The sequence below is a fragment of the Pseudomonas sp. TH04 genome (assembly GCF_016651355.1).
In the GTDB taxonomy this organism is placed as follows: Bacteria; Pseudomonadota; Gammaproteobacteria; order Pseudomonadales; family Pseudomonadaceae; genus Aquipseudomonas; species Aquipseudomonas fluorescens.
In genome coordinates this window covers 5,528,481-5,554,102 of the sequence record NZ_JAEKEA010000001.1, presented here as the reverse complement: position 1 = coordinate 5,554,102, position 25,622 = coordinate 5,528,481, and the positions used below count along the sequence as shown (strand labels likewise).

At 60.8% G+C, this 25,622-nt stretch carries 23 protein-coding genes and 2 pseudogenes; 16 read left to right on the top strand and 9 right to left on the bottom strand.

Annotation, left to right across the window (positions count from 1 at the left end):
- Positions 1-28: 28 nt before the first annotated feature.
- From JFT85_RS24990 to JFT85_RS24975, 4 genes are all read left to right on the top strand, one after another.
- Positions 29-1,330, top strand: a complete 1,302-nt coding sequence (locus JFT85_RS24990) for a urate hydroxylase PuuD (protein WP_069551035.1) — start codon at positions 29-31, stop codon at positions 1,328-1,330.
- Between the two features lie 132 nt (positions 1,331-1,462).
- Positions 1,463-2,809 carry a nucleobase:cation symporter-2 family protein gene (locus JFT85_RS24985; protein WP_053257245.1) on the top strand — a complete coding sequence of 449 codons (1,347 nt, stop codon included), beginning with the start codon at positions 1,463-1,465 and terminating at the stop codon, positions 2,807-2,809.
- Positions 2,810-2,864: 55 nt separating this feature from the next.
- A complete protein-coding gene (locus tag JFT85_RS24980; protein WP_139372142.1) occupies positions 2,865-3,242 on the top strand; it encodes a hypothetical protein in 378 nt (125 codons plus the stop codon).
- A gap of 15 nt (positions 3,243-3,257) precedes the next feature.
- Positions 3,258-4,043: an outer membrane protein OmpK gene (locus tag JFT85_RS24975; RefSeq protein ID WP_053257246.1), complete on the top strand. Its 786-nt coding sequence runs from the start codon at positions 3,258-3,260 to the stop codon at positions 4,041-4,043.
- Positions 4,044-4,090: 47 nt separating this feature from the next.
- Here the strand turns inward: JFT85_RS24975 and JFT85_RS24970 are convergent, their stop codons facing one another.
- Both JFT85_RS24970 and JFT85_RS24965 read right to left on the bottom strand, forming a co-directional pair.
- Positions 4,091-5,221: a patatin-like phospholipase family protein gene (locus JFT85_RS24970; protein ID WP_053257247.1), complete on the bottom strand. Its 1,131-nt coding sequence runs from the start codon at positions 5,219-5,221 to the stop codon at positions 4,091-4,093.
- A 30-nt stretch (positions 5,222-5,251) separates the two neighbouring features.
- Entirely contained in the window at positions 5,252-6,187 is a 936-nt protein-coding gene (locus JFT85_RS24965) for a lipid A biosynthesis lauroyl acyltransferase (protein WP_053257248.1), read from the bottom strand.
- A gap of 119 nt (positions 6,188-6,306) precedes the next feature.
- Here JFT85_RS24965 and minC point away from each other — a divergent pair, with 119 nt between their 5' ends.
- The 8 genes from minC to JFT85_RS24925 all read left to right on the top strand — a co-directional run bounded on the left by minC (position 6,307) and on the right by JFT85_RS24925 (position 14,506).
- Positions 6,307-7,044 carry a septum site-determining protein MinC gene (gene minC / locus JFT85_RS24960; RefSeq protein ID WP_201230610.1) on the top strand — a complete coding sequence of 246 codons (738 nt, stop codon included), beginning with the start codon at positions 6,307-6,309 and terminating at the stop codon, positions 7,042-7,044.
- Positions 7,045-7,244: 200 nt separating this feature from the next.
- On the top strand, positions 7,245-8,057 hold the full coding sequence (minD, locus tag JFT85_RS24955) for a septum site-determining protein MinD (protein WP_003209098.1): 813 nt from the start codon (positions 7,245-7,247) through the stop codon (positions 8,055-8,057).
- A gap of 3 nt (positions 8,058-8,060) precedes the next feature.
- Entirely contained in the window at positions 8,061-8,315 is a 255-nt protein-coding gene (gene minE, locus JFT85_RS24950; RefSeq protein ID WP_003175252.1) for a cell division topological specificity factor MinE, read from the top strand.
- Positions 8,316-8,411: 96 nt separating this feature from the next.
- Positions 8,412-9,047: an RluA family pseudouridine synthase gene (locus tag JFT85_RS24945; protein ID WP_053257250.1), complete on the top strand. Its 636-nt coding sequence runs from the start codon at positions 8,412-8,414 to the stop codon at positions 9,045-9,047.
- Positions 9,048-9,218: 171 nt separating this feature from the next.
- The gene (locus JFT85_RS24940; protein WP_201230609.1) at positions 9,219-10,508 is read left to right on the top strand and encodes a M18 family aminopeptidase; all 1,290 of its coding nucleotides are present in this window, start codon (positions 9,219-9,221) and stop codon (positions 10,506-10,508) included.
- Between the two features lie 228 nt (positions 10,509-10,736).
- Positions 10,737-10,904 carry a hypothetical protein gene (locus JFT85_RS24935; RefSeq protein WP_162232027.1) on the top strand — a complete coding sequence of 56 codons (168 nt, stop codon included), beginning with the start codon at positions 10,737-10,739 and terminating at the stop codon, positions 10,902-10,904.
- Positions 10,905-10,976: 72 nt separating this feature from the next.
- The gene (locus JFT85_RS24930; protein ID WP_201230608.1) at positions 10,977-13,142 is read left to right on the top strand and encodes a mechanosensitive ion channel domain-containing protein; all 2,166 of its coding nucleotides are present in this window, start codon (positions 10,977-10,979) and stop codon (positions 13,140-13,142) included.
- Positions 13,143-13,159: 17 nt separating this feature from the next.
- The gene (locus JFT85_RS24925) at positions 13,160-14,506 is read left to right on the top strand and encodes an amidohydrolase (RefSeq protein WP_201230607.1); all 1,347 of its coding nucleotides are present in this window, start codon (positions 13,160-13,162) and stop codon (positions 14,504-14,506) included.
- Positions 14,507-14,624: 118 nt separating this feature from the next.
- Here JFT85_RS24925 and JFT85_RS24920 read toward each other — a convergent pair whose 3' ends face one another.
- The 5 genes from JFT85_RS24920 to JFT85_RS24900 all read right to left on the bottom strand — a co-directional run bounded on the left by JFT85_RS24920 (position 14,625) and on the right by JFT85_RS24900 (position 19,449).
- On the bottom strand, positions 14,625-14,849 hold the full coding sequence (locus JFT85_RS24920; protein WP_053257254.1) for an MbtH family protein: 225 nt from the start codon (positions 14,847-14,849) through the stop codon (positions 14,625-14,627).
- A gap of 83 nt (positions 14,850-14,932) precedes the next feature.
- Complete coding sequence (locus tag JFT85_RS24915) at positions 14,933-16,345, bottom strand: aspartate aminotransferase family protein (protein ID WP_053257255.1); 1,413 nt, start codon at positions 16,343-16,345, stop codon at positions 14,933-14,935.
- Between the two features lie 195 nt (positions 16,346-16,540).
- Complete coding sequence (locus JFT85_RS24910; RefSeq protein ID WP_078827066.1) at positions 16,541-17,308, bottom strand: N-acetylmuramoyl-L-alanine amidase; 768 nt, start codon at positions 17,306-17,308, stop codon at positions 16,541-16,543.
- Positions 17,309-17,434: 126 nt separating this feature from the next.
- Positions 17,435-18,754: an ATP-binding protein gene (locus tag JFT85_RS24905; RefSeq protein ID WP_053257257.1), complete on the bottom strand. Its 1,320-nt coding sequence runs from the start codon at positions 18,752-18,754 to the stop codon at positions 17,435-17,437.
- On the bottom strand, positions 18,754-19,449 hold the full coding sequence (locus JFT85_RS24900; RefSeq protein ID WP_069551038.1) for a response regulator: 696 nt from the start codon (positions 19,447-19,449) through the stop codon (positions 18,754-18,756). The genes JFT85_RS24905 and JFT85_RS24900 overlap by 1 nt, the downstream gene beginning before the upstream one ends.
- Before the next feature lie 176 nt (positions 19,450-19,625).
- On the opposite strand from JFT85_RS24900, the gene dsbD reads away from it, so the two are divergent.
- From dsbD to dsbG, 3 genes are read left to right on the top strand one after another with little or no spacing between them, the layout of a single operon-like run.
- Positions 19,626-21,365 carry a protein-disulfide reductase DsbD gene (dsbD, locus tag JFT85_RS24895; RefSeq protein ID WP_069551039.1) on the top strand — a complete coding sequence of 580 codons (1,740 nt, stop codon included), beginning with the start codon at positions 19,626-19,628 and terminating at the stop codon, positions 21,363-21,365.
- Complete coding sequence (locus JFT85_RS24890; protein WP_073639038.1) at positions 21,365-22,216, top strand: TlpA disulfide reductase family protein; 852 nt, start codon at positions 21,365-21,367, stop codon at positions 22,214-22,216. The genes dsbD and JFT85_RS24890 overlap by 1 nt, the downstream gene beginning before the upstream one ends.
- Positions 22,192-22,953 (top strand): thiol:disulfide interchange protein DsbG, encoded by a 762-nt coding sequence (gene dsbG, locus JFT85_RS24885; RefSeq protein ID WP_053257261.1) that lies wholly within the window; start codon positions 22,192-22,194, stop codon positions 22,951-22,953. Before JFT85_RS24890 ends, dsbG begins: the two co-directional genes overlap by 25 nt.
- 266 nt (positions 22,954-23,219) lie before the next feature.
- Here the strand turns inward: dsbG and JFT85_RS24880 are convergent.
- Positions 23,220-24,218, bottom strand: a pseudogene (locus tag JFT85_RS24880) (chitinase); the annotation flags it as partial.
- A 40-nt stretch (positions 24,219-24,258) separates the two neighbouring features.
- A complete protein-coding gene (locus tag JFT85_RS24875; protein WP_053257263.1) occupies positions 24,259-24,894 on the bottom strand; it encodes a lytic polysaccharide monooxygenase auxiliary activity family 9 protein in 636 nt (211 codons plus the stop codon).
- A gap of 520 nt (positions 24,895-25,414) precedes the next feature.
- On the opposite strand from JFT85_RS24875, the pseudogene JFT85_RS24870 reads away from it, so the two are divergent.
- Positions 25,415-25,567: pseudogene (locus JFT85_RS24870) on the top strand (IS5/IS1182 family transposase); the annotation flags it as partial.
- Positions 25,568-25,622: the final 55 nt, after the last annotated feature.

Below are 25,622 nucleotides of genomic sequence, written 5' to 3'. Positions count from 1 at the left end.
ACAGAGTGACAGGCGAGAGGTAAAGACTGTGGAAGCACATTTGATGGAATGGCTGAACCTGAGCGTGCGCTGGGTTCACATGATCACCGGCGTCGCGTGGATCGGCGCTTCTTTCTACTTCGTCTGGCTGGAAAACAACCTCAATCGCGTCAACCCCAAGGACGGCCTGGCCGGCGACTTGTGGGCGATCCACGGTGGCGGTATCTACCACCTGGAGAAATACAAACTGGCCCCGCCGACCATGCCGGACAACCTGCACTGGTTCAAATGGGAAGCCTATTTCACCTGGATGTCCGGCATCGCGCTGCTGTGCGTGGTGTTTTACGCCAACCCGACCTTGTACCTGCTGGCCCCGGGCAGCAGCCTCAGCGGTCCGGAAGGTGTATTGCTGGGCCTCGGCTCACTGCTGGCCGGTTGGTTCATCTACTCCTTTCTCTGCGATTCGGCACTGGGCAAGCGCCCCGCCCTGCTCGGCCTGATCCTGTTCGTGCTGTTGATTGCCGCCGCATACGGCTTCAGCAAAGTGTTCAGCGGCCGTGGTGCGTACCTGCATGTGGGCGCCGTGATCGGCACCATCATGGTCGGTAACGTGTTCCGCATCATCATGCCCGCGCAGCGCGCACTGGTGGCGGCGATCGCGGAGAACCGCACACCCGATCCGGCGCTGCCGGCCAAGGGCCTGTTGCGTTCGCGTCACAACAACTACTTCACCTTGCCGGTGCTGTTCATCATGATCAGCAACCACTTCCCGAGCACCTATGGCAGCCAATACAACTGGCTGATCCTCGCCGGTATCGCCGTGGCAGCCGTGTTGGTGCGTCACTACTTCAACACCCGCCACAACAGCCAGAAATATGCCTGGACCTTGCCGGTTGGCGCGTTGGCGATGATTTGCCTGGCGTACGTGACCGGCCCGAAGCCCGTGGCGACTGCACCGGATGTGGCCAAGGTGCCTGCTGCGATCGAATACCAGCCATTGCCGGAAACCGCCTTGGGTGGCGGCTTGAAACCTGCCGCACCGGCAGCCCCCGCAGCGCCTGCCGCTGCACCTGCGCCCGCGCAGGCATCGGTTGATTTCGACAAGGTGCATGGGGTGATTCAGGAACGCTGCGCGGTGTGCCATTCGGCCAAGCCCACCAGCCCGTTGTTCAGCACCGCACCGGCTGGGGTGATGTTCGACACCCCGGCGCAGATCCAGCAGCAGGCGGCGCGTATTCAAGCGCAGGCCGTGGCCAGCCAGATCATGCCGCTGGGCAACATCACCCAGATGACCCAGCAGGAACGGGATTTGATCGGCACCTGGATCAACCAGGGGGCGCGCACCAATTAACTGATGCACAGCGCTCCAATGTGGGAAGGGGCTTGCTCCCTCCCACAGGGGATTTGTGGTGCTTTGAAGATTGCGTTCCACCCGGCAATTGAATGCCGAACAACACAACAATAAAAAGATTCGAGGTGTTGCATGACCGAGTTAGTCGAACCGCAGATTCCCGCCGCACCCGCCATGGTGCGGCTGCCCCTCTTGCAACTGATTCTGGTAGGCCTGCAACACGTCTTGCTGATGTACGGCGGCGCCGTCGCCGTCCCCCTGATCATTGGCCAGGCCGCCGGCCTGAGCCGTGAAGAAATCGCCTTTCTGATCAACGCCGACCTGCTCGTCGCCGGTATCGCCACCCTGGTGCAGTCGTTCGGCATCGGCCCTGTAGGCATTCGCATGCCGGTGATGATGGGCGCCAGTTTCGCCGCCGTCGGCAGCATGGTCGCCATGGCCGGCATGCCGGGGATCGGCTTGCAGGGCATCTTCGGCGCGACCATCGCCGCCGGGTTCTTCGGCCTTGTCATCGCGCCGTTCATGTCGAAGGTTGTGCGCTTTTTTCCACCGTTGGTCACCGGCACCGTCATCACTGCGATCGGTCTGTCGCTGTTTCCAGTGGCGGTGAACTGGGCCGGCGGCGGCAGCGCTGCCGCCTCCTATGGCTCGCCGATTTATCTGGCGATTGCCGCGTTGGTGCTGGCGACCATCCTGCTGATCAACCGCTTCATGCGCGGCTTCTGGGTGAATATTTCGGTGCTGATCGGCATGGCCCTCGGCTACGGCCTGTGCGGCATGATCGGCATGGTCGACCTCAGCGGCCTGGCCCAGGCACCGTGGGTGCAAGTGGTGACGCCGCTGCATTTCGGCCTGCCCAAATTCGAGTTGGCGCCGATCCTGTCGATGTGCCTGGTGGTGGTGATCATCTTTGTCGAATCCACCGGCATGTTCCTCGCCCTGGGCAAGATTACCGGCCAGGACGTCACGCCGAAGATGCTGCGCCGTGGCTTGTTGTGTGATGCCGGCGCGTCGTTCTTCGCCGGGTTCTTCAACACCTTTACCCACTCCTCGTTCGCCCAGAATATCGGCCTGGTGCAAATGACCGGCGTGCGCTGCCGCTCAGTGACGATCATGGCCGGGGCCTTTCTGATTGTGCTCAGCCTGCTGCCCAAAGCCGCGTTTCTGGTGGCGTCGATTCCACCGGCGGTATTGGGGGGTGCGGCGATTGCCATGTTCGGCATGGTCGCGGCGACCGGCATCAAGATCCTGCAGGAAGCCGACATCGCCGACCGCCGCAACCAGTTGCTGGTGGCGGTGAGTATCGGCATGGGCCTGATCCCGGTGGTGCGCCCGGATTTCTTCGCGCAACTGCCGCTGTGGATGAACCCGATAACCCACAGCGGGATTGCCATGGCCACCCTCAGCGCGTTGTCGCTGAATGTACTGTTCAACATTCTCGGCGGCGCTGAACGACCTGTGGTCGCCGCTACGCATTGATTCCTGCCTGCTCTTAATAAGAACAACAAAAACCATCACGCACAGGGAACACCGCATGCACACCCTTCACCAGGGGCCGGCCACACGCCGCGCCCCATTCTTGCCCCACGCGCTCTTTTACAGCGCACTTGAGCCAAGGCTTGTGAGCCAGTATTCTCCGCGCCCGCTCGAATCGACTCAAAAAAAAACAGCCAATGTAAAAGCTGACTTAAAGGCCAACTTATCCCGGCCCCGCAGCAGCTGCCAATGTGTGCAAAAACCCTCTGAATTCGACTGCACCCGATGCAGCCGACGGGGATTTTTTGGCTTTTTAAACACCTTGGCGCAGCTCTTGCTAAAAGCATTAAAGCTGACCGAACAGACGATTTTTGCAGCGAACCAAAAGGCGCCACACCAGAGCGTCTGCGTAGAAGAAAAAACCATAAAACTTTAACTCGGGAGCAACCGAATGAAACCTATGTTCAAAGGCCTGATGCTGGCGGGATCCCTGCTGGCCGGCAGCCAGGCAGTGGCCGGTGATTTGTTGCAGTGGCAGAACAACAGCCTGACTTACCTGTGGGGCAAGAACTTCACCGTCAACCCGCAGATCCAGCAAACCGTTACCTTCGAACATGCCGATGCCTGGAAGTACGGCGACAACTTCCTGTTTGTCGACCGCATCTTTTACAACGGCAAGGAAGATGGCAACGTCGGCCCTAGCACTTACTACGGTGAGTTCAGCCCGCGCTTGTCATTCGGCAAGATTTTCGACAAGGACCTGTCATTCGGCCCGATCAAAGATGTGTTGCTGGCCTTCACTTACGAGTTCGGCGAAGGCGATAACGAGTCGTACCTGCTAGGCCCGGCTTTTGACTTGAACATTCCCGGTTTCGACTACTTCCAGTTGAACTTCTACCAACGCCAGACCGAAGGCAATCGCCCGGGTGACGGCGTATGGCAGATCACACCCGTCTGGTCGTACACCCTCCCGGTCGGCAACTCCGACGTGCTGATCGACGGCTTCATGGACTGGGTCGTGGATAACGACAAAAACGCCCGTGGCACTTACCACGCCAACCTGCACTTCAACCCACAGGTCAAATACGACCTGGGCAAGGCATTGCATTGGGGCGAGAAGCAACTGTATGTCGGTTTCGAATACGACTACTGGAAGAACAAGTACGGGATTGAAGACAGCGGCGCGTTCAAGACGAACCAGGACACCGCGAGCTTTCTGGTCAAGTACCACTTCTAAACAACATCGTAGCCAAACGGTGGGAGCGGGCTTGCGCGCTCCCACCTTCAGTTCAGCGTCAAGCCAAGGAACTTCGACAGGTCCTCGCGCTTGGCCAACGCATCTTTGCGCCCCAACTCAATCAACTCGCTGCAATACCCGGCCTCGAACAGCAAGTAACTCAACACCCCTGCCCCACTGGTCTTGGTCGCCCCAGGCCCGCGCAAGAACAGGCGCAACGCCGCCGGCAGCTCTTGCCGATGCCGCGCCGCAATTTCATCGATCGGCTGGCTCGGCGCAATGACCAACACCTCCACCGCGGCCAACTCAGGCGCGGCATGGCTGAACTGATTCAGACGCTCAAGCAGTTCGATATCACCTTCCAGGCTGTCAATGAACGTGCTGTTGAGCATGTGCCCACCGATCTGCGCCAGGGTGGGTTGCTGGCCGGTGTAAGTGCGCTGGGTCGACGGTTCATTACCCCTTGGGTTGCCACTCACCCCCACCACCAGCACGCGGTTTGCGCCCAAATGCAGCGCTGGACTGATGGGCGCCGGCTGCCGCACGGCGCCATCGCCGAAAAACTCCTGGTCGAGTTTGACCGGCGCAAACAGCAAGGGTATCGCCGAGCTGGCCAGCAGGTGCTCGATTGTCAGCTGGGTTGGCAAACCGATACGCCGATGACGCAGCCAGGCATTGATGGTGCCGCCACCTTGGTAAAAGGTCACCGCTTGCCCGGATTCGTAACCAAACGCCGTGACCGCCACCGCATGCAGTTGTTTTTGGCGGATGGCTTCGTCAATGCCCTGCAGGTTCAACCGGTCGTTGAGCAAATGCCGCAACGGCGCACTGTTGAGCAGTGCGACCGGGACTGGGGCGCCCAGGCCCAGCAGGCTGTGGATGAGGAAGCGACTGGCTTGGTGGATGACGCCTGGCCAGTCGCTGCGCAACACCAAGTGGCTGCGAAAGCCCTGCCAGAAGGCGGTGAGGCGCTGGACAGCGGCGGTGAAATCCATGGCCCCGCTGGCCAGGCTCACCGCATTGATCGCACCGGCCGAGGTGCCGACAATCACCGGGAACGGATTCGCTGCCCCCGGTGGCAACAGTTCGGCGATTGCCGCCAGTACCCCTACCTGATACGCCGCTCGCGCCCCACCGCCGGAAAGAATCAACCCTGTGACCGGTTCGGCTGGGCGCATTGCGTCACTCCATGTGGGAAAAAGGTAGCGTTATCGACGGCGCTTTTCGTACAGCTTAGCCTCACCCGGTGGCCGGCTTTTGAAGCGCCGGTGGGTCCACAGGTATTGCTCGGGGCACTCGCGTACCGACGCTTCGACCCACTGGTTGATACGCAGGCAGTCGATCTCATCGGTCTCGCCAGGGAAGTCGCTCAACGGCGGGTGGATCACCAGGCGGTAACCACTGCCATCGGCCAGGCGCTCCTGGGTAAACGGCATCACCAGCGCCTTGCCCAGGCGCGCAAACTTGCTGGTGGCGGTCACGGTAGCGGCCTGGATCCCGAACAACGGCACGAAGATACTTTGCTTGGCACCGTAGTCCTGGTCCGGCGCGTACCAGATGGCCCGGCCCGAGCGCAGCAACTTGAGCATGCCACGCACGTCGTCACGCTCGACCGCCAGGGAATCGAGGTTATGCCGTTCACGGCCACGGCGCTGGATAAAGTCGAACAGCGGGTTGCCATGCTCGCGGTACATGCCATCAATGGTGTGCTTCTGCCCGAGCAGGGCTGCGCCGATTTCCAGGGTGGTGAAATGCAGGGCCATCAGGATCACACCCTTGCCGTCCAGATGCGCCTGCTTCAGATGCTCAAGCCCCTCGACATGGGCCAGGCGTGCCAGACGCGACTTGGGCCACCACCAGCTCATGGCCATCTCAAAAAACGCGATGCCGGTGGACGCAAAGTTTGCCTTGAGCAACTGCTTGCGCGCCTTGGCGGACTTTTCCGGGAAGCACAACTCAAGGTTGCGCGCGGCGATGCGGCGGCGATCGCCGGCGACGTGGTACATGCCGGCGCCCAGTAAACGACCAATGGTCAACAGCACCCGGTAGGGCAACTGAGTGATCAGCCACAACAGGCCGAGTCCCAGCCATAACAGCCAAAAACGCGGGTGAAGAAATACAGCTCGAAAACGCGGGCGATCCATTACAGATTCCGGTAAAGACAAGGGCCGCGCATTCTACAACGGTTCGACTCGGCTTGCGGCCCGTGGTTGTTCTCGTTATAAGTCTCGACACTTTTCGTGACAAGCCGCTTTTGCCGACCATGAGCCAAACCGAACCGCTAGACCAAGATCCCGTGTTCCAGCTGAAAGGCAGCATGCTCGCCATCACCGTGCTGGAGCTGGCCCGCAATGACCTCGACGCCCTCGACCGCCAACTGGCCGCCAAGGTCGCCCTGGCACCGAATTTTTTCAACAATGCCCCACTGGTGCTGGCCCTGGACAAACTCCCGGGAGGCCAAGGCGCGATTGATTTGCCCGGCCTGATGCGCGTGTGCCGCTCCCATGGCTTGCGCACCCTGGCGATTCGCGCCAGCCGTATCGAAGACATTGCCGCAGCAATCGCCATTGAACTGCCAGTACTGCCACCCTCCGGTGCCCGCGAGCGTCCGCTCGACCCGACGGAAGGTGAAGTGAAGAAAAAACCGGAAAAACCGCCGGAGCCCACGGTCAAGCCGACAAAGATCATCACCTCCCCCGTACGCGGCGGGCAGCAAATTTACGCCCAGGGCGGCGACCTCGTGGTGATTGCGCCGGTGAGTCCGGGTGCGGAACTTCTGGCCGATGGCAACATCCATGTATACGGCCCGATGCGCGGACGTGCCCTCGCCGGCATCAAGGGCGATACCAAAGCGCGGATTTTTTGCCAGCAGTTGACCGCTGAGCTAGTGTCGATCGCAGGCCAGTACAAGGTTTCAGAAGATTTGCGCCGTGATCCGCTGTGGGGAGCCGGGGTACAAGTCAGCCTGTCGGGCGATGTGTTGAACATCATCCGTCTTTAACGGATACTGCCGCATTTTCCAAGCATCTCTAGACTCTGATAGCACAGCGAAACCGGCAAGACTTGTGTAGGAATAATTAGAAGTTGGCTTTCCTTTTGGCGAACAACATATTTTTCCTACAAAGGCTGTCCGCCTGCAGCGAGTTTCAAGAGATGTTTTTCAGGGACCGAAAAGTCCTTTTTCCTTAGGGGTGAAACACCTTGGCCAAGATTCTCGTGGTTACATCCGGCAAGGGTGGTGTGGGTAAGACCACCACCAGCGCCGCTATCGGTACCGGCCTCGCTCTGCGCGGCCACAAGACAGTCATCGTCGACTTCGACGTCGGTTTGCGTAACCTCGACCTGATCATGGGCTGTGAACGCCGCGTGGTGTATGACTTCGTCAACGTAGTAAACGGCGAAGCCAACCTGCAACAGGCCCTGATCAAGGACAAGCGCCTTGAGAACCTGTACGTGCTGGCTGCCAGCCAGACCCGCGACAAAGACGCGCTGACCAAAGAAGGCGTAGGCAAAGTCCTCGCCGAACTGAAAGAAACCTTCGAATACGTGGTGTGCGACTCCCCGGCCGGTATCGAAACCGGTGCTCACCTGGCGATGTACTTCGCCGATGAAGCCATCGTGGTCACCAACCCGGAAGTCTCCTCGGTACGTGACTCGGACCGCATGCTCGGCCTGCTGGCCAGCAAGTCCCAGCGCGCCGAGAAAGGCGAAGACCCGATCAAGGAACACCTGCTCCTCACCCGTTACAACCCGGAGCGCGTCAGCAACGGCGAAATGCTCGGTGTTGAAGACGTGAAGGAAATCCTCGCCGTCACCCTGCTGGGCGTGATCCCGGAATCCCAAGCCGTGCTGAAAGCCTCCAACCAGGGCGTGCCGGTGATTCTTGACGACCAGAGCGACGCCGGCCAGGCGTACAGCGATGCCGTAGATCGCTTGCTGGGCAAGACCGTGGAACATCGCTTCCTCGATGTAAAGAAGAAGGGATTCTTCGAGCGTATCTTTGGAGGCAACTAAACAATGAAATTTCTCGACTTCTTTCGCGCCAACAAAAAGCCAAGTACCGCGTCGGTAGCGAAAGAGCGTCTACAGATCATCGTGGCGCACGAACGCGGCCAACGCAGTACACCGGACTACCTGCCAGCCTTGCAGAAGGAACTGGTCGAGGTGATTCGCAAGTACGTCAATATCGGCAACGATGACGTGCACGTCGCCCTGGAAAACGACGGCAGCTGCTCGATTCTGGAACTCAATATCACCCTGCCTGATCGTTAATCGAAAAGGCGCCCGCCACGGCGGCTCGGTCACCTTGATCCCCTGGCGGGAACCGGGTGAGCGAGCCGCCGTTGGCGTTTGTTACGAGGCTGTTTAATGCCGCTGTCCAATATCCATATCCTGCATCAGGACGACGCCGTCCTGGTGGTGAACAAGCCGACCTTGCTGCTCTCGGTGCCCGGCCGCGCCGATGACAACAAGGACTGCCTGATCACCCGCCTGCAGGAAAACGGTTACCCCGAGGCCCGCATAGTCCATCGACTGGACTGGGAAACCTCAGGAATCATCCTGCTCGCACGGGACGCCGACACCCACCGCGAACTGTCCCGCCAGTTTCACGACCGCGAAACCGAAAAGGCCTACACCGCCTTGGCCTGGGGCCAGCCGACACTGGACAGCGGCAGCATCGACCTGCCCCTGCGCTACGACCCGCCGACCAAGCCACGCCATGTGGTCGACCATGAGTTCGGCAAGCACGCGCTGACCTTCTGGAAAGTGCTGGAGCGTTGCGGCGATTGGTGCCGCGTCGAGCTGACACCGATTACCGGCCGTTCACACCAGTTGCGCGTGCATATGCTGTCGATCGGCCACCCGTTGTTAGGCGATGGCTTGTACGCCCATGAACAAGCCCTGGCCGCCTGGCCGCGCCTGTGCCTGCATGCGAGCATGTTGAGCTTTACGCACCCGCAAAGCGGCGAGCGGCTGCGCTTTGAGTGCCCGGCCCCTTTCTAAGTTGGCACTGCATTAAAAATGTGGGAGGGGGCTTGCTCCCGATTAAGGTGTATCAGCCACTGAATAGTTCGCTGATACCCCGCTATCGGGAGCAAGCCCCCTCCCACATTTGTAATGTGCACTTCTGGCCATCGAACGGTAAACTCCGCGCATTGCTGTCTGGAGCTATTTATGCGCGAAGCGTTGAATCAAGGCCTGATCGACTTCCTCAAGGCCTCCCCTACTCCTTTTCATGCCACCGCCGCCCTCGCCCAGCGCCTGGAAGCGGCCGGTTACCAGCGTCTCGACGAGCGCGAAACCTGGGCCACCGAGGCCAACGGTCGCTATTACGTGACCCGTAACGATTCCTCGATCATCGCGTTCAAGCTTGGTCGCCACTCGCCGCTGCAGGGCGGGATTCGCCTGGTCGGCGCCCACACTGACAGCCCGTGCCTGCGGGTCAAGCCCCAGCCGGAGCTGCAGCGCCAGGGTTTCTGGCAGTTGGGTGTGGAAGTCTACGGCGGTGCGCTGCTGGCCCCGTGGTTCGACCGTGACCTGTCACTGGCCGGCCGCGTGACCTTCCGCCGCGACGGCAAGGTCGAGAGCCAACTGATCGACTTCAAGCTGCCCATCGCCATCATCCCCAACCTGGCTATTCACCTGAACCGTGAAGCCAACCAGGGTTGGGCGATCAATGCCCAGACCGAACTGCCGCCGATCCTGGCGCAATTCGCCGGTGACGAGCGCGTGGACTCCCGCGCCGTGCTCACCGAGCAATTGGCGCGCGAACACGGCTTGAACGCCGACGTGGTACTCGACTACGAGTTGAGCTTCTACGACACCCAAAGTGCAGCGGTGATTGGCCTGAATGGCGACTTCATCGCCGGCGCCCGCCTGGACAACCTGCTGTCGTGCTACGCCGGCCTGCAAGCCTTGCTCACCAGCGAAACCGATGAAACCTGTGTGCTGGTGTGCAACGACCACGAAGAAGTCGGCTCCTGCTCGGCCTGCGGTGCCGACGGCCCGATGCTGGAACAGACCCTGCGCCGCCTGTTGCCGGAAGGTGATGAGTTCGTACGCACCATTCAGAAATCACTGTTGGTGTCGGCGGACAATGCCCACGGCGTCCACCCGAACTACGCCGAGAAACACGACGCCAACCATGGCCCGAAACTCAATGCGGGCCCGGTAATCAAGGTCAACAGCAACCAGCGCTACGCCACCAACAGCGAAACCGCCGGTTTCTTCCGCCATCTGTGCATGGCTCAGGAAGTCCCGGTGCAGAGTTTCGTGGTACGCAGCGACATGGGCTGCGGCTCGACCATCGGCCCGATCACCGCCAGCCATTTGGGCGTGCGCACCGTGGACATCGGCCTGCCGACGTTTGCCATGCACTCCATCCGTGAACTGTGCGGCAGCCATGACCTGGCGCATTTGGTCAAGGTACTGGGTGCGTTCTACGCGAGCCGCGACCTGCCCTGAATTTGCAGGGCAACTCGGTCAAAAATGTGGGAGGGGGCTTGCCCCCGATAGCAGTGGGTCAGTCAACATTTTAGTGGCTGATAGACTGTCATCGGGAGCCAGCCCCCTCCCACATTGGGTTTTGTGTACAGCTCGCCTGCAAACTGACCTGCATCATCTGCACTTCTGATAATCCGACCTAGACTTGTCAGTATTCCCACTCTGACAAGGCCGTCGCCCATGATCTCCATGTCCTCTTTCCACGCCATGCTTATCCCCATCCTGATCGGCATGATCCTGCTCGCGACCGGCTTCAACTTTCGCGACAAGCCCGTCGGCGTGTTTGGCATGTGGGTCGGTATGCTGCTGATCCTGGGAACCGTGGTTTACAAAATCCTCGCCAAACTGGCGGAATGACAAATGCACTCGCATTGGGCATAACGGCCTCGTACACTCGGTCAATTCGTCGTTTCCAAGGTTGACCGCCTCGTGTTTTCCCGTCTTCGTGCCCTGCCCTGCTGTTTCCTGATCGCCCTGCTGATGCTGCTGCCGCTCACGCCTGCCCAAGCCGTGGGCTTGCCCGGTTTGCTGGGCAGCACCAACAAGACCCAGCCCCAGGCCGACGTGCCGCTGGGGCAGTCGTTGGACGAGGTCATCAAAACCCTGGAAAACGATCGGCAGCGCACTCAGTTGCTGAGCGATTTAAAAAAGCTGCGCGAAGCCACGCAAAAGGCCCAACCCGCCGCCGAACAAGGCGTTCTCGGCTTGATCGGCGGCACCCTGGCCGGCCTTGAGGCACAGTTTTCCGGTGCAGACAGCCCGCTGGGGCGCTGGTCCGACGAAGTTGAACTGGCCAAGGATGAACTCAGCGCGCTGATGATGCCGGCCAGTGAATGGCTGCCGATCATTTTCGGCTTTGCCGTCATCCTGGCGGTCTGGAGCCTGCTGGCCGCCGCCCTGATCTGGCTCAGCCATCGCGTACGCGAGCGTTTCGGCCTGCCCGAGGAACTGCCGCAACACCCACGCACCTGGGACATGCTGCGCTTCGCCCTGCGCAAATTGGGGCCGTGGCTGATCGCCTTGGTCATCACGGTTTACCTGAGCTATGTGCTGCCCTCGTCCCTGGGCAAATCCCTGGCGATGGTGTTGGCTTATGCGTTGGTGGTCGGCACCTGTTTCTCGGCGATCTGCGTGATTGCCTTCTCCGTACTCGACGGCCCGCACCGCCACCGTGCGCTCTACATCCTGCGTCGCCAGGCCTTCCGCCCGCTGTGGCTGATCGGCAGTTTCGCCGCCTTCGGTGAAGCGCTGAGCGACCCGCGAATGATGCAGGCCCTGGGTCAGCACCTGGCCCACACGGCGGCGACCGTCGCCAATGTGATGGCGGCATTGTCCACCGGCGTGTTTATCCTGCGCTTCCGCCGGCCGATCGCCCACCTGATCCGCAACCAACCGCTGTCCCGGCGCCTCACACGTCGCGCCCTCACCGATACGCTCTCGATTATCGGCAGCTTCTGGTATTTACCGGCGCTGTTGCTGGTGGGCATCTCGCTGTTTGCCACCTTCCTGTCCGCTGGCGACACCAGCACCGCCCTGCGTCAATCGTTGCTATGCACGGTGTTGCTGGTGTTGTGCATGGTGATCAACGGCCTGGTGCGCCGTCATGCGCTCAAGCCGCTACGCGGGCACAAGCGCCACGCGCTGTACTCCGAGCGCCTGAAAAGCTTCTTGTACACCCTGGCTCATTTGGTCGTGTGGCTGGCGTTTATCGAGCTGGGCTTGCGCGTCTGGGGCCTGTCGCTGATTCGTTTTACCGAAGGTGACGGCCATGAAATCAGCGTCAAGCTGTTCGGCCTCGGCGGCACGCTGCTGTTTGCCTGGTTGATCTGGATCCTCAGCGACACCGCGATCCACCACGCCCTCACGCGTTCGCGCAAAGGCCTGGCCAACGCGCGCGCGCAGACCATGATGCCGCTGATCCGCAACGTGCTGTTCGTGACCATCTTTATCATCGCCGCGATCGTCGCCCTGGCGAACATGGGCATGAACGTCACGCCACTGCTGGCCGGTGCCGGTGTGATCGGCCTGGCCATCGGTTTTGGTGCGCAATCGCTGGTGGCGGACCTGATTACCGGCCTGTTCATCATCATCGAAGACTCCCTGGCCATCGATGACTACGTGGACGTCGGCGGCCACCTCGGCACCGTCGAGGGCCTGACCATTCGTACCGTGCGCCTGCGCGACATCGACGGCATCGTGCACACCATTCCGTTCAGCGAAATCAAGAGCATCAAGAACTACTCGCGGGAGTTCGGCTACGCGATCTTCCGGGTGGCGATCCCCTACAACATGGAAATCGACGACGCCATCAAGTTGATGCGCGACGTCGGCCAGAAAATGCGCAACGACCCACTGCAACGCCGCAACATCTGGTCGCCGCTGGAGATTCAGGGCGTGGAAAGCTTTGAGTCCGGCAGTGCGATCCTGCGCGCGCGCTTTAAAACCGCGCCGATCAAGCAGTGGGAAGTGTCGCGGGCGTTCAACCTGTCGCTCAAGCGCCATCTGGATGAGGCCGGGCTGGATCTGGCCACGCCACGCTTGAGTGTGCAGGTGGTGACCGCCGGCAGCGTGCAGGAGAAAGATCAACAACAATAAACTCAGGAGAGGTCGTTATGCGTTTGAATGGTCTGACACACCGATGGGTTCTCGGCGTACTGTGCGGGGTCGCCAGCAGCGCGGTCATTGCCGCCACCAGTGGCCAGGACAGCGCCCGCGAGGAAATCGCCAGCCAGGCCAAGGCGCTGGAGCCGAGCCTGCTGGAAACCCGCCGCGATATCCACGCTCACCCCGAATTGGGCAATACCGAAACACGCACCGCCGAGTTGGTTGCCAAACAACTTCGCGACCTCGGCCTTGAGGTGAAAACCGGCGTGGCCCGCACCGGTGTCGTCGCCATCTTGAAGGGTGGCCTGCCCGGCCCCACCGTCGCCCTGCGCGCCGACATGGATGCGCTGCCGGTCAAGGAAGTCGCCGACCTGCCTTTCGCTTCCAAGGCCAAAGGCACCTACTTGGGCAAAGAGGTCGACGTGATGCACGCCTGCGGCCACGACGCCCACACCGCGATCCTGCTCAGCACAGCGAAAATCCTGACCGGCATGCGCGACCGCCTGCCCGGCACCGTGGTGTTTTATTTCCAGCCGGCCGAAGAAGGCCCGAGTGACTTTATCCCCGACGGCAAGAACACCTGGGGCGCGAAAATGATGGTGCAGGAAGGCGTGATGAAGGCACCCAAGCCGGATGCGGTGTTCGGCCTGCATGTCTGGGCCGGCGTACCGGCCGGACAAATCGCTTACCGCCCGGGCCCGACCCTGGCCAGTTCCGATGACCTGCGCATCAAGATCCTCGGCAAACAGACCCACGCCGGCCGCCCCTGGGACGGCATCGACCCGATCACCGTCGGCGCGCAGACCATTGTTGGCCTGCAAACCGTGGTCAGCCGGCGTACCGACATCTCGTCATTTCCGTCGGTGGTGAGCATTGGCACCATCAACGGCGGCACGCGCTATAACATCATCCCCGAGTCGCTCGACATGAGCGGCACCATTCGCTCCTACGATTACGGCATTCGCCAGAAGCTGCACGCGGATGTGCGTCAGACCGTGGAAAAAATCGCCGAGAGTGGCGGCGCCAAGGCCGAAGTCACCATCATCGAGAAGTACGACCCCACCATCAACAACCCGGCGCTGACCGAGAAAATGCTGCCAAGCCTGCGCTGGGCGGCCAACGATGATGTGGTGCAAGGGCCACTGGTGGGCGGCGCCGAGGACTTCTCGTTTTACGCCAAGGAAGCGCCGGGGCTGTTTGTGTTTCTGGGCGTGACGCCGAGGGACCAGGACATGAGCAAAGCCGCGCCGAACCATAATCCGGGCTTCTTTGTGGATGAGTCGGCGTTGGTGGTGGGAGTGCGGACACTGGCGTCGTTGGCCACGGATTATCTGTATACCAACACGCAGCCGTAATGCTTTATGTGGGAGCGGGCTTGCTCGCGAAGGCGTTGGATCAGTCAATACTTGCGTTAACTGACACACCGCATTCGCGAGCAAGCCCGCTCCCACACAAGCCCGCTCCGACCGTGTGTCAGCCAGCCAGCGCAGCGCCATCCATCTTCTGGCGCAGGCTCAGGGGGCGCATATCGGTCCAGACTTCTTCGATGTAAGCCAGGCACTCTTGCTTCATGCCGCTCTTGCCCACGGTGCGCCAGCCTTCCGGTACGACCTTGTAGTCGGGCCAGATGGAATACTGTTCTTCGTGGTTGACCACTACCTGAAACAGGATGTCGTCGCGGTCAAATACTGAGGTCATTGCTGTTCTCCATCGCTAACAAGGCTGGCTGCGCACCATGCGCAGCACTGATATCTGTAGAAACGTACCGGGCTTGCGAAAAATTAGAGGCTGGCGACCGCTGCCGCCAAGGCGCGACCGAAGATCTCGGCAACCCGGTCGACCTCGGCGGCGGTAATCACCAGCGGTGGCAGGAAGCGCACCACACAGCCATGCCGACCGCCCAACTCCAGGATCAAGCCACGCTTGAGGCATTCACGCTGCACCAGCGGGGCCAGTTGGCGATGCACCGGCGGGTGTCCCTGGATATCCAGGCTGCCGTTCGGGTCCACCAGTTCCACCCCCAGCATCAACCCGCGACCACGAATATCCCCCAGATACGCGAAATCCCGCTGCAGGATGCGCAGGTGTTCGCCAAGGCGCTCACCCATGGCGGCCGCATGACCGGCCACGTCGTGCGTCTTGAGGTAACGCATCACCGCCGAGCCCGCCGCCATCGCCATCTGATTGCCACGGAAGGTCCCGGCATGCGCGCCGGGTAGCCAGGTGTCGAGCCAGTCACGATACACCACCACGGCCAGCGGCAAGCTACCGCCGATGGCCTTGGACATCACCACCACATCCGGGATGATGCCGGCATGCTCGAAGGCAAACATCTTGCCGGTACGGCCGAAACCGCTCTGGATTTCATCAACAATCAACGCCACGCCCGCCTGCTCGGTGATGCGGCGCAAGCCCCGCAGCCAATCAAGATCGGCCGGAATCACCCCGCCCTCACCCTGCACCACCTCAACAATCACCGCCGCCGGCAACAACACCCCGGCTTCCGGGTCGTTCAGCAGATTTTCCAGGTAATGCAGATTGACCCGCACGCCTTCCGCGCCACCCAGGCCGAAGGGGCAGCGGTAGTCATAGGGGAAAGGCAGAAACTGCACGCCATTACCGAGCAAGGCGCCCAACGGCTTTTTCGGCCCCAGGCTGCCCATCAGGCTGAGTGCGCCCTGGCTCATGCCGTGATAACCGCCCTGGAATGACAGCACCGTGCTACGACCGGTGGCCGTGCGCACCAGCTTCAACGCGGCTTCCACTGCGTCGGTGCCGGTGGGGCCGCAGAACTGAATTTTCGCTTCTTGCGCAAGCGCTGCAGGCAACAGGCCGAACAGGTCCTGCACGAACTGGTCCTTGACCGGCGTCGTCAGGTCGAGGGTGTGCAGCGGGAGCTCGTCGCTGAGGACCTGCTGGATGGCTGCGATCACCACCGGGTGGTTATGGCCCAACGCCAAGGTGCCCGCACCCGCCAGGCAGTCGATGAAACTGCGGCCTTCCACGTCTTCCACGTAGATCCCCTTGGCACGCTTGAGGGCCAGGGGGATACGCCGTGGGTAGCTGCGGGCGTTGGATTCCTGCTGGCGTTGGCGGGCCAACAGTGGGGTTTCGTCGAATTGGTAGAGCGTTTCCGCGGGTGCCGGGTTGGCATACACCGGGGCGTCTTCGATACGGCTGGTAGCGACTGACATCTCTCGATCCCTCAATACGCGGGTGGGGTGACCAAACTGCCGATCCGTGATGCGCACGGACTTCATGTTCTGGAGACGCACCAGCGCTGAGTGGATTTAGGCTTGTTATGGTTTTTGAGTGGATTCGCGAGCAAGCCCGCTGCCACCCTTGGATCTCAGTGCATCAGGTCGATGGGCTGCGCCGAGCACTCAAGCTCACGCCGCCCGGTACCGCTCATTCAACGCATACAAAATCGCACACGTTTCGCCATCCAGAACCCCACCATAATCGCGGCTTCGAAAGTGCATCTGAAACGCCCGCGTTCTCAACTCAAAGGCCCGGCGATTCTCAGCCGGCTTATAGCCATACCGCTGAAACGCCCGCTCCACCTCTACTTCCGGCGGCAGCCCCAACGAAAACCGCCGTTGATACAGCCCCCGCGTCGACTCATCAAACCAGGCCCCGATCCCGGCCTCGAACAAACACCGCCAAGGCAACCGAGGCCCCGGATCACTCTTGCGCCAATACGCCACATCCGAATGCCCAAGTACGTCAGTCGGCCCAACCTGCGGGTATCGCGCGAGTAGGTCGCGCATCAACGCAACCAACACGTCAACCTGCTCCTCACCGTAAGCAGGAAAGGTAAATACGCCGCCATCATCGCGCGCCACGTTGACTATCTCGATGCCAATGGAGCGGCTATTGAGGTTACCCCGCCCAGCCCAATGGCTCACTCCGGCATGCCAGGCGCGCTGGTCCTCAGGCACCAGGCGAAACGCACGTAATTCGTCATAGCCGAGCGCCCGGTAGCCGCTGTCATCCGCGTCCGGCACCAGGTAGTGAGCACTGACGCCATCCTGGGTGAGGGTACGCAGGGACGAGGCAAAGGGCGCCGCCGTGTAATGCAGGATCACTTGGCGCACGGGTTCACCGTTGCGTTGATTGAAATCCCTGGCTGGGAAACTGCTGTCGATCACCAACATAAGAACCGTCCTTTTCAGTACAGGCCGAGTCATTCGGCCCGTTCAAGCGCAAAAACATTACCGCCATCCTGAAGGGATGAATGCCAGCAGGGGCGGTAACTATTTTTGGCACTTGAAAAGAACTGATCAGCGCCGCAATGGCATGCCCAGATCGACCCGCAAACCATCCGGTTGGCTGTCGAACGTCAAGGAGCAGGAGCAGCGTTGCACGATTGCCTGAACAATCGCCAACCCCAGGCCACAGCCCTCGCTGCTGCCATTGCGCCAGAAGCGCTGGGTCAGGTATTGCAGGTCTTCGCTGGAGATTTGCTTGCCATGGTCACGCACGCGAAACACTACCGTGTCGGCCGTGGCGAACACATTCAACTCCACACGGGTGTCGTGCGGGGTATGGCGCAAAGCGTTATCCAACAGATTGCGCAGGGCCGCGACGGCCAGGGCCACCGGCATTTCCACCGGCGTTTGCGTGAGGTTCTGCGCGAGGAGCAGATCGATGCGCCGGTTGTCGCCAGCGTTCGCATCCTGGATCGCCAGCCGCGCGACTTGCTCAGCACTCGATTGCAGGCCGTCGTCGAACGACAGGCTGCCCTCCACCCTCGCCAACAGCAGCAATTGCTCCAACGTACGATGCAGGCGGTCGGCGCCTTCTTCGGCATGCGCCAGGGACTGGTCGCGCGCCGCACCTTCGGTCATGCGCGCCACTTGCAGGTGGGTCTTGATCGCCGTCAGCGGGCTGCGCAGTTCGTGGGCGGCGTCGCCGGTGAGGCGGCGCTCACGTTCGATGGTCTTGGCGATACGCTGCAACAGTTGGTTCTGGGTATCGAGCAGCGGTTTCAACTCGCTGGGCAATGGATGAATCTGCAGCGGTTCGAGGGAGTCCGCGCTGCGGCGCATCAATGCATCGCGCATGCGGTTGAGCGGCAACAGGCTCTGGCCGATGCCCAGCCACAGCAAGCACAGGCAGCCCAACAGGGCGACACCCACCGGCACCGAAGCCGCCAGCAATATCGACAGGTTCAACGCCTCGCGCTCCACCTGGCGGTCGGCGGTGGTGATCAGCAAGTCGCCCCGAGACAAGGTGAAACTGCGCCAGCTTACGCCGTCGATCACCTGATCGCGAAAGCCACTCCTGCGCGACTCCAGGCCTTCATCCGGGGTCATGTGGCTGCGTGCGAGGATTTCCCCGCGCACGGAGCTGACCTGGCAGGCCATGCCGCCCGGCACATTCAGTTGCTCGGTGCGCAAACGCGTGCCCGCGCTCACACTGGCCAGGCCGGGCATTTGCTCGGTCAACCCTGCCACCATGCGCGCCGACGCCACCAAACGCTGGTCGAGGGAAAACATCATCTGGTTGCGCAGATCGTTGAGCATCCAGGCCGCCGCCAGCACCCAGATCAGCACAAAAGCAGCGCCCAGCTTGAACGTCAGGCGCAGGCGCAGGCTCATCACGAAGCGTGGTCTCCTTCGTCAGCCACACCACCATCAGCCGTACCCAGGCGATAACCCAGGCCACGCACGGTCTCGACGATGCCGTTGCCCAATTTGCGTCGCAGGTGATGGATGTGCACGTTGAGGGCGTTACTTTCCAGTTCGTCGTTGAACCCGTAGACACTGTCCTTGAGCTGTTCGCTGGAGAGCACCCGGCCTTTGTTATGCAGCAGGGCCTGCAACAAGGCTTGCTCCCGACGGGAAAGGTCTACCGGCTGGCCGGCCAGGAAGGTTTCGCGACTGCTGGGGTCGTAGGCCAGATGGCCGTGTTCGATCAGGTTGACCCGGCGCCCGGCAACCCGCCGCAACAGAGTTTGCAGGCGTGCGGCCAGTTCGCGCAGGTCAAAGGGTTTGAGCAGGTAATCGTCGGCACCGGCCTGCAAGCCATCGACACGGTTGGTCACCGAATCGCGCGCCGTGAGGATCAGCACCGGAATTTCCAGGCCCTGGCTGCGCTGTTGCTGCAGCAGCTTGAGGCCGTCTTCGTCGGGCAAGCCGAGGTCGAGCACCATGATGTCGAACGTGGCCGCCTTGAGCATCGCGCGTGCGGCCGCGGCCGTGGCCACACGCTCGACGGTAAAGCCCTGGGCGCCGAGCCCGGCCACGATGCCGCTGGCGATCAGTTCGTCGTCTTCACAGACCAGTACGTGCATGGTTAACCCTTCATGAATGATGGGGGGATTAAAGATCCAGCGGATTAAGTGCCGATTATGCCGTGAAAAGAGGCGCGCTCAGCGCCGCCCTTCACTTTAGAATAGCGCCCGGTTAATCATCGGTTAATCAACACCACACATTGTGTGCCTAACTTGCATCGAACTAAGGCTTGACCATGCGGTATCTGTTTACCTTTCTGCTGGTGTTGTTTGCAGGGTTCGCCCAGGCCGCGCCGGGCAATCCCTTCGAGACCAAACCTGATTTCCTCCCGGTGGGCAAGGCCTTCACCTTTACCTCCGAGCGCCTGGAATCCGGCGAGACCCAGCTGTATTGGCAGATTGCCGACGGTTATTACCTGTACCAGCAACGCATGAAGTTCGACGGCCTGGCTGAAAAGCCGGTATTGCCCCAGGGCGAAGCCCATAGCGATGAGTTCTTCGGCGAACAGCAAGTGTATCGCCAGGGCCTTGAAGTGAAGATCCCCGCCGGTGCCACCGGCCAGGTCAAGCTGGGCTGGCAGGGTTGCGCCGATGCGGGCCTGTGCTACCCGCCACAGTCGATTACCGTGGACCTGGGCGGCACGCCGGCCGTGGCGGGCACCCCGCAAGAGCCGGCCCAAGCGCAGGATCAAAGCCTGGCCAGCGGCCTGCAACAGCGCAGCCTGGGTTGGAGCCTGCTGGTGTTCTTTGGCTTGGGCTTGCTGTTGGCATTTGCCCCTTGTTCGTTGCCGATGTTGCCGATCCTCGCAGGGCTGGTGGTGGGCAGTGGCGCGACCCCGCGTCGCGGTTTTGCCCTGGCCAGCAGCTACGTGGTGTGCATGGCCCTGGTGTACGCGGCGCTTGGCGTTTTGGCCGCGTTGCTCGGCGGCAACCTCGCCGCACTCCTGCAAACACCGTGGATTCTCGGCAGTTTCGCCGCGCTGTTTGTGCTCCTCGCCCTGCCCATGTTCGGTGTCTTTGAGCTGCAACTGCCGGCCTTCGTGCGTGATCGCCTGGACACTGTCAGCCGCCAGCAAAGCGGTGGCAGCCTGGTAGGTGCCGGCATACTTGGCGCACTCTCCGGTCTGCTGGTGGGGCCGTGCATGACCGCGCCACTGGCCGGCGCCCTGCTGTACATCGCCCAGAGCGGCAATGCGCTGCACGGAGGCTTGATCCTGTTCGCCATGGGCATCGGCATCGGCGTTCCGCTGTTGTTGCTGGTCACCGTGGGCAACCGCTTCCTGCCTAAACCGGGCAGTTGGATGGACGTGCTCAAAGGCGTGTTCGGTTTCCTGTTCCTCGGTACGGCGGTGCTGATGATTCGCCCGGTGGTCGACGAAAGCCTGTGGATTGGCCTGTGGGGCGCCTTGGCGCTGGTGATGGCTTACTGCGGCTGGACACTGGCCCGCGAGTACGGCCTGGCGGCCAAAGTGTTCGGCGCCGGCTCCCTGGTGCTGGGCCTGTGGGGCGCCGTGCTGATGGTGGGTGCGGCCGGTGGCAGCGACGACCCGTGGCAACCGTTGAAGGTCTACGGCGGGTCCACCGTGACTGCTGCGCCGAGTGCGCACGACGCCTTCATGACCCTCAACGACCCGGCGGTGCTGCAGAGCCAACTCGACAGCGCCAAAGCCCAGGGCCAGTGGGTGCTGGTGGATTACTACGCCGACTGGTGCGTGTCGTGCAAGATCATGGAAAAACAAGTATTCGGCAAACCCGAAGTCATGGCCGCCCTGAAAGACGTGCGCCTGCTGCGCCTGGACGTCACCGCCGACAACGCCGCCAGCCGCGAACTGCTCGGCCGCTACAAAGTGCCAGGGCCACCGAGCTTCGTGTGGATCGGCCCGGACGGTGAAGAACGCCGCGCCCAACGCATCACTGGCGAAGTGGATGCCGCCGCCTTCCTGCAACGCTGGACGCACACCCGAGACGCACGCTGATGCTGACCCTGACCATCGGCACCTTCGCCATCGCCCTGAATCACCTCCTGCTGATCAGCGCGCTGATTCTCGCCACACTGGTGGGCTGGCGCGTGGCCAAGCGCGGCGGCGAGAACCCGGAGTCGGTGCTGTTCAGCCTGTTCCTGCTGGGCATGCTGGTCGCCCGCGTCAGTTTTGTACTGATGTATTGGAGCGACTACAGCCGCGACCCGTTGCAGATGGTTGACCTGCGCGACGGCGGTTTTCTCGCCTGGCCCGGCGTGATCGCGCTGGTGCTGGGTGCCCTGTTGTACGGCTGGCGCCGCCCGGCCTTGCGCAAACCGTTAAGCGCCGGCGTGATCACAGGGCTGGTGTTCTGGGGGCTGAGCAGCGTGTCCCTGAGCCTTTACGACAAGGGCGCGCAACTGCCGGATATCACCCTGCGCAATGCCAATGGCGACGTGGTGCAACTGGCCGATTACAAAGGCGGCCCACTGGTGATCAACCTCTGGGCCACCTGGTGCCCACCGTGCCGCCGGGAAATGCCGGTGCTGGAACGCGCGCAGCATCAACGGCCGGACGTGACCTTCCTGTTCGTCAACCAGGCTGAAAGCATGCAAAGCGTCAGCACCTTTCTCGCCACCCAAGGCCTGACCCTCGACAACGTGCTGTTTGATGCCAGCGGCCGGCTCGGGCAGGCCGTGGGCAGCATGGCGTTGCCGACCACCCTGTTCTACCAAGCCGATGGGCGCCTGATCAACAGCCACTTGGGCGAATTGTCCCAAGCCAGCCTGGCCCGCGCCATGGAACCCTTCGACACTGCCCCTGCCATCACAAGGACACCGACATGCCTCGACTCCGCCACCTGCTGACCCTGCTGCCGCTGACGCTCGCGGCTACCCTGGCCCAGGCCGAGGACTGGCCTGCGCCGATCAAGCAGATCGAAGCCAAGGGCGCCAAGATCCTCGGCAAGTTCGACGCGCCCAGCGGCCTCACCGGCTACGCCGCGCAATACCAGAACCGTGGCATGGCCCTGTACCTGACTGCCGACGGCAAAAGTGTGATCGCCGGTAACCTGTACGACGCCGAAGGTAAAGACCTGAGCAGCGCGCCCCTGGAAAAACTGGTGTACGCGCCGATGGCCAAGGAAGTCTGGGGCAAAATGGAAAACAGCAGCTGGATTCAGGACGGCGATAAAAACGCGCCACGTATCGTCTACCTGTTCAGCGACCCCAACTGCCCGTACTGCAACATGTTCTGGGAACAGGCACGGCCGTGGGTAAAAGCCGGCAAGGTACAGTTGCGCCACATCATGGTCGGTATTATCCGCGAAGACAGCCCAGGCAAGTCGGCCGCCCTGTTCGCCGCCAAAGACCCGCAGAAAGCCCTGGAAGCCCATGAAGCCGCCGGCAAAGGCAGCAAATTGCAGGCGCTGGAAAAAATTCCGGCGCCGATCGAGGCCAAGCTCGATGCCAACATGAAGTTGATGGAGGAGCTGGAATTGTCAGCAACGCCAGCGATTTTCTATCTGGATGACAAGGGCGGCTTGCAGCAACAGCAAGGCGCGCCATCGCCGGACAAGCTGGCGAAGATTCTGGGGCCGAAGTAATCGGCGTTTCCCTGAGCCTGTTTCAGGCTTGCCTAACAGAAAGCGAGCACAACAATTCATAGAAGCCTGGATGAAGGTTTGCGCTTGACGCAGAAAATCCGATGCCCAACCAGGCATCGGATTTTATTTCATGAAGCCAACGATCAGATCATAAACATAGCTGTTTGAGATCAGGCACGTCTGCCAGATGTCTCTTTGCGCTACCGCCGATTGGCGACTTCGAGATCCGCCTCATCCTCACCGAGGCCAGAGAGGTGAGTGCCTTTGATCAACGGCCCATAACGGCGGCTGAATTCCCCGTTATAGGGCACGTGGTCTTTGCTGATCCCGCGGTCCCAATTCACCGACCATGTCATCAGGCCCTTGATCGACAACCCTTTGTCGTACAAACGCTTGAATGCATTGGTCACGGCTGCGGGGTTGATCACATAACCGGTGGCGGCTGCATCGACGTTAGCCGGTAGGCCAATGACGAACTTGTCCGCCGGGATTTTAGTAAACCCTCGCGTTCCGCTCACCAGACTTTCGGTCAGGTAAAACAGGAAATCCTCTTTCATTGCGTCGTTGTTCTGGGCAATCCAGGCACCGTTGCCGTTGTTGACCTCCTGCACCCAGATCCCGTCGCCCCCCTGGTTGTAATACTGCGGGGCAATGAAGTCGTAATAGCCTTCCAGCGCCTGGATGTAACCGACGTATTTACCGGCGGTGGTCAGGTAAGGAAACTCCGGCGCCATGCTGATAATGAAGTGTTTGCCTTCACCGGCGTAATGGTCCTTGACCAGTTTCAACGCGGCGGGCAGGACAGTCTTGTTGTCGGCGAAATCAATCGCGCTCTGCTCAAGATCGATGTCCAGGCCATCAAAGCCATAGGTTTCCACCAGGCGGATAATCTCGTTGGCCAATGGCTGTTCGTTGCCTTTATGCAACTCGATGTGCGCATCGGCGCCGCCAAGGGAAATCAGCACCGCCCTGCCCTGGCTGTTCAGCACGCCCACCTGGCGGCGGAACTCGGCGTCGGAAAGGTTGTACGGCTTGAACGTTGGGATACCGTTGCCTTTCATGAAGGCCACGGCCACCACGTTGTAATCCGTCGGCACGTCCGCCAGGCTCATGTTGGCAAATTGGCCACGCTGGTAGCCGTCGCTCGCGCCGGCAGGCCAGTTGTGCCAGAAGCCCATGAGGATCTTTTTGCCGGCAATGCTCGGCATCAGCGAAGCGACATCGTTCAGCGGTGATTTCAGTAAGGTGAAGTCAATCTTTGACATGTTCTAATCCTTCAGAACGTATGGGTTTAACGGCGCGGGCTTATTTGAAGTCCACGTCGAAGGCTTGATAGAAGGCGTTGCCGGTGTTGGCGACGATCCACATCAACACGATCACATGCTTGCCCTTTTTGTTGGCCGGCAGTTTCACTTCGTGATTGACCTTGGCCTTCAGTTCACCTGGATGACTGAAGTACGGCACCTGGGTATAGAAGTCTTCGGCGAACGGCTGGGTTTCCAGTTGTGCGCGGGTGATGCGCTGTTTCGGATCCCAGCCATCCTTGGTGATCAGCCAACGATAGCCACGGGTGGTGTGCGGCGCGGTGTATTCCCAGGTGACCTTGAAGGTCTGACCCGGATCGACATTGAGCAGCGGCCAGGTGAAGGCGCGGTTGAGTTTCTTGGCCATTTCCTCGTTGGTGAAGTTGATGCAGTCACGGGCATCGGTCTTGCCGCCGCTGAGGATGAAGCCGTCGGCTGGTGGGATGACGCTGTCACTGTCGGTTTGATAAGGCGCCGGGAACGGACCGGCAATCAGTGCCGGAAAGTTCTTGCCGCCTTCCATTTCATTGACCTGCCAGGTTGCCAGCAGACCGAGATCCACGGCGACTGCGCCACGGCTGGAAGGGGATGTGACACGACCATGGCGAAGAGGTGTCTGGGTTTGTGGTTTATTCATTGGTTACTCCATTGCTATTGATTAAGAACTCTCCTTTCTTGAAGGAGAGAATCTCAACCTAACGGAGTTGCTTTTTTTTTCCACAGGCCCGTTTTTCACTCATTTTCTTTTCAGGAGACGATAAACCCGAAAACACTGTATATAAAAACAGTGAAATGGAAATCACGTACACCACCAGAGGTCAATTTCCTACGATCCAAGGCGCAAATAAGCACAGCTACTCTCACTTTTGAACAGCGCAAAAGTCAGCAAAACGCTCTTGCCCCACCACTCGGCACCTCAGATCAAGATCAAAAGCAAAGCTGAGGCGGCCTGACAGCCGGCCTGATCTCTGAAGCTGAACTCAATCAAATGTGGGAGCGGGCTTGCCCGCGAAGGCGTCGGCTCAGCAAACATTGACGTTGACTGACCCACCGCTTTCGCGGGGATGTGGCGGCCTTTCAGAGTTGTGCAGATACCTATGCACGCATGAGCCAGATAAGCTTCTCCGACTTGGAACGGTTACTGACAGGAACAAGATCTGCCCCCGCGCCAGGGCACCATCGTCGATGCCACGATTATTCATGCTCCCAGCTCAACCATGAACGAGGAAGGTCAGCGTGATCCTGAGAGGCACCAGCCCCAAAAAGGTAACCCGTGCCACTGTGGAATAAAGGCCACTATCGGCGCCGATGTGGGTTGTGCGTTAAGCAACGCTGAAAGTCGTTTTCGTTTCGACTCACAGCGCG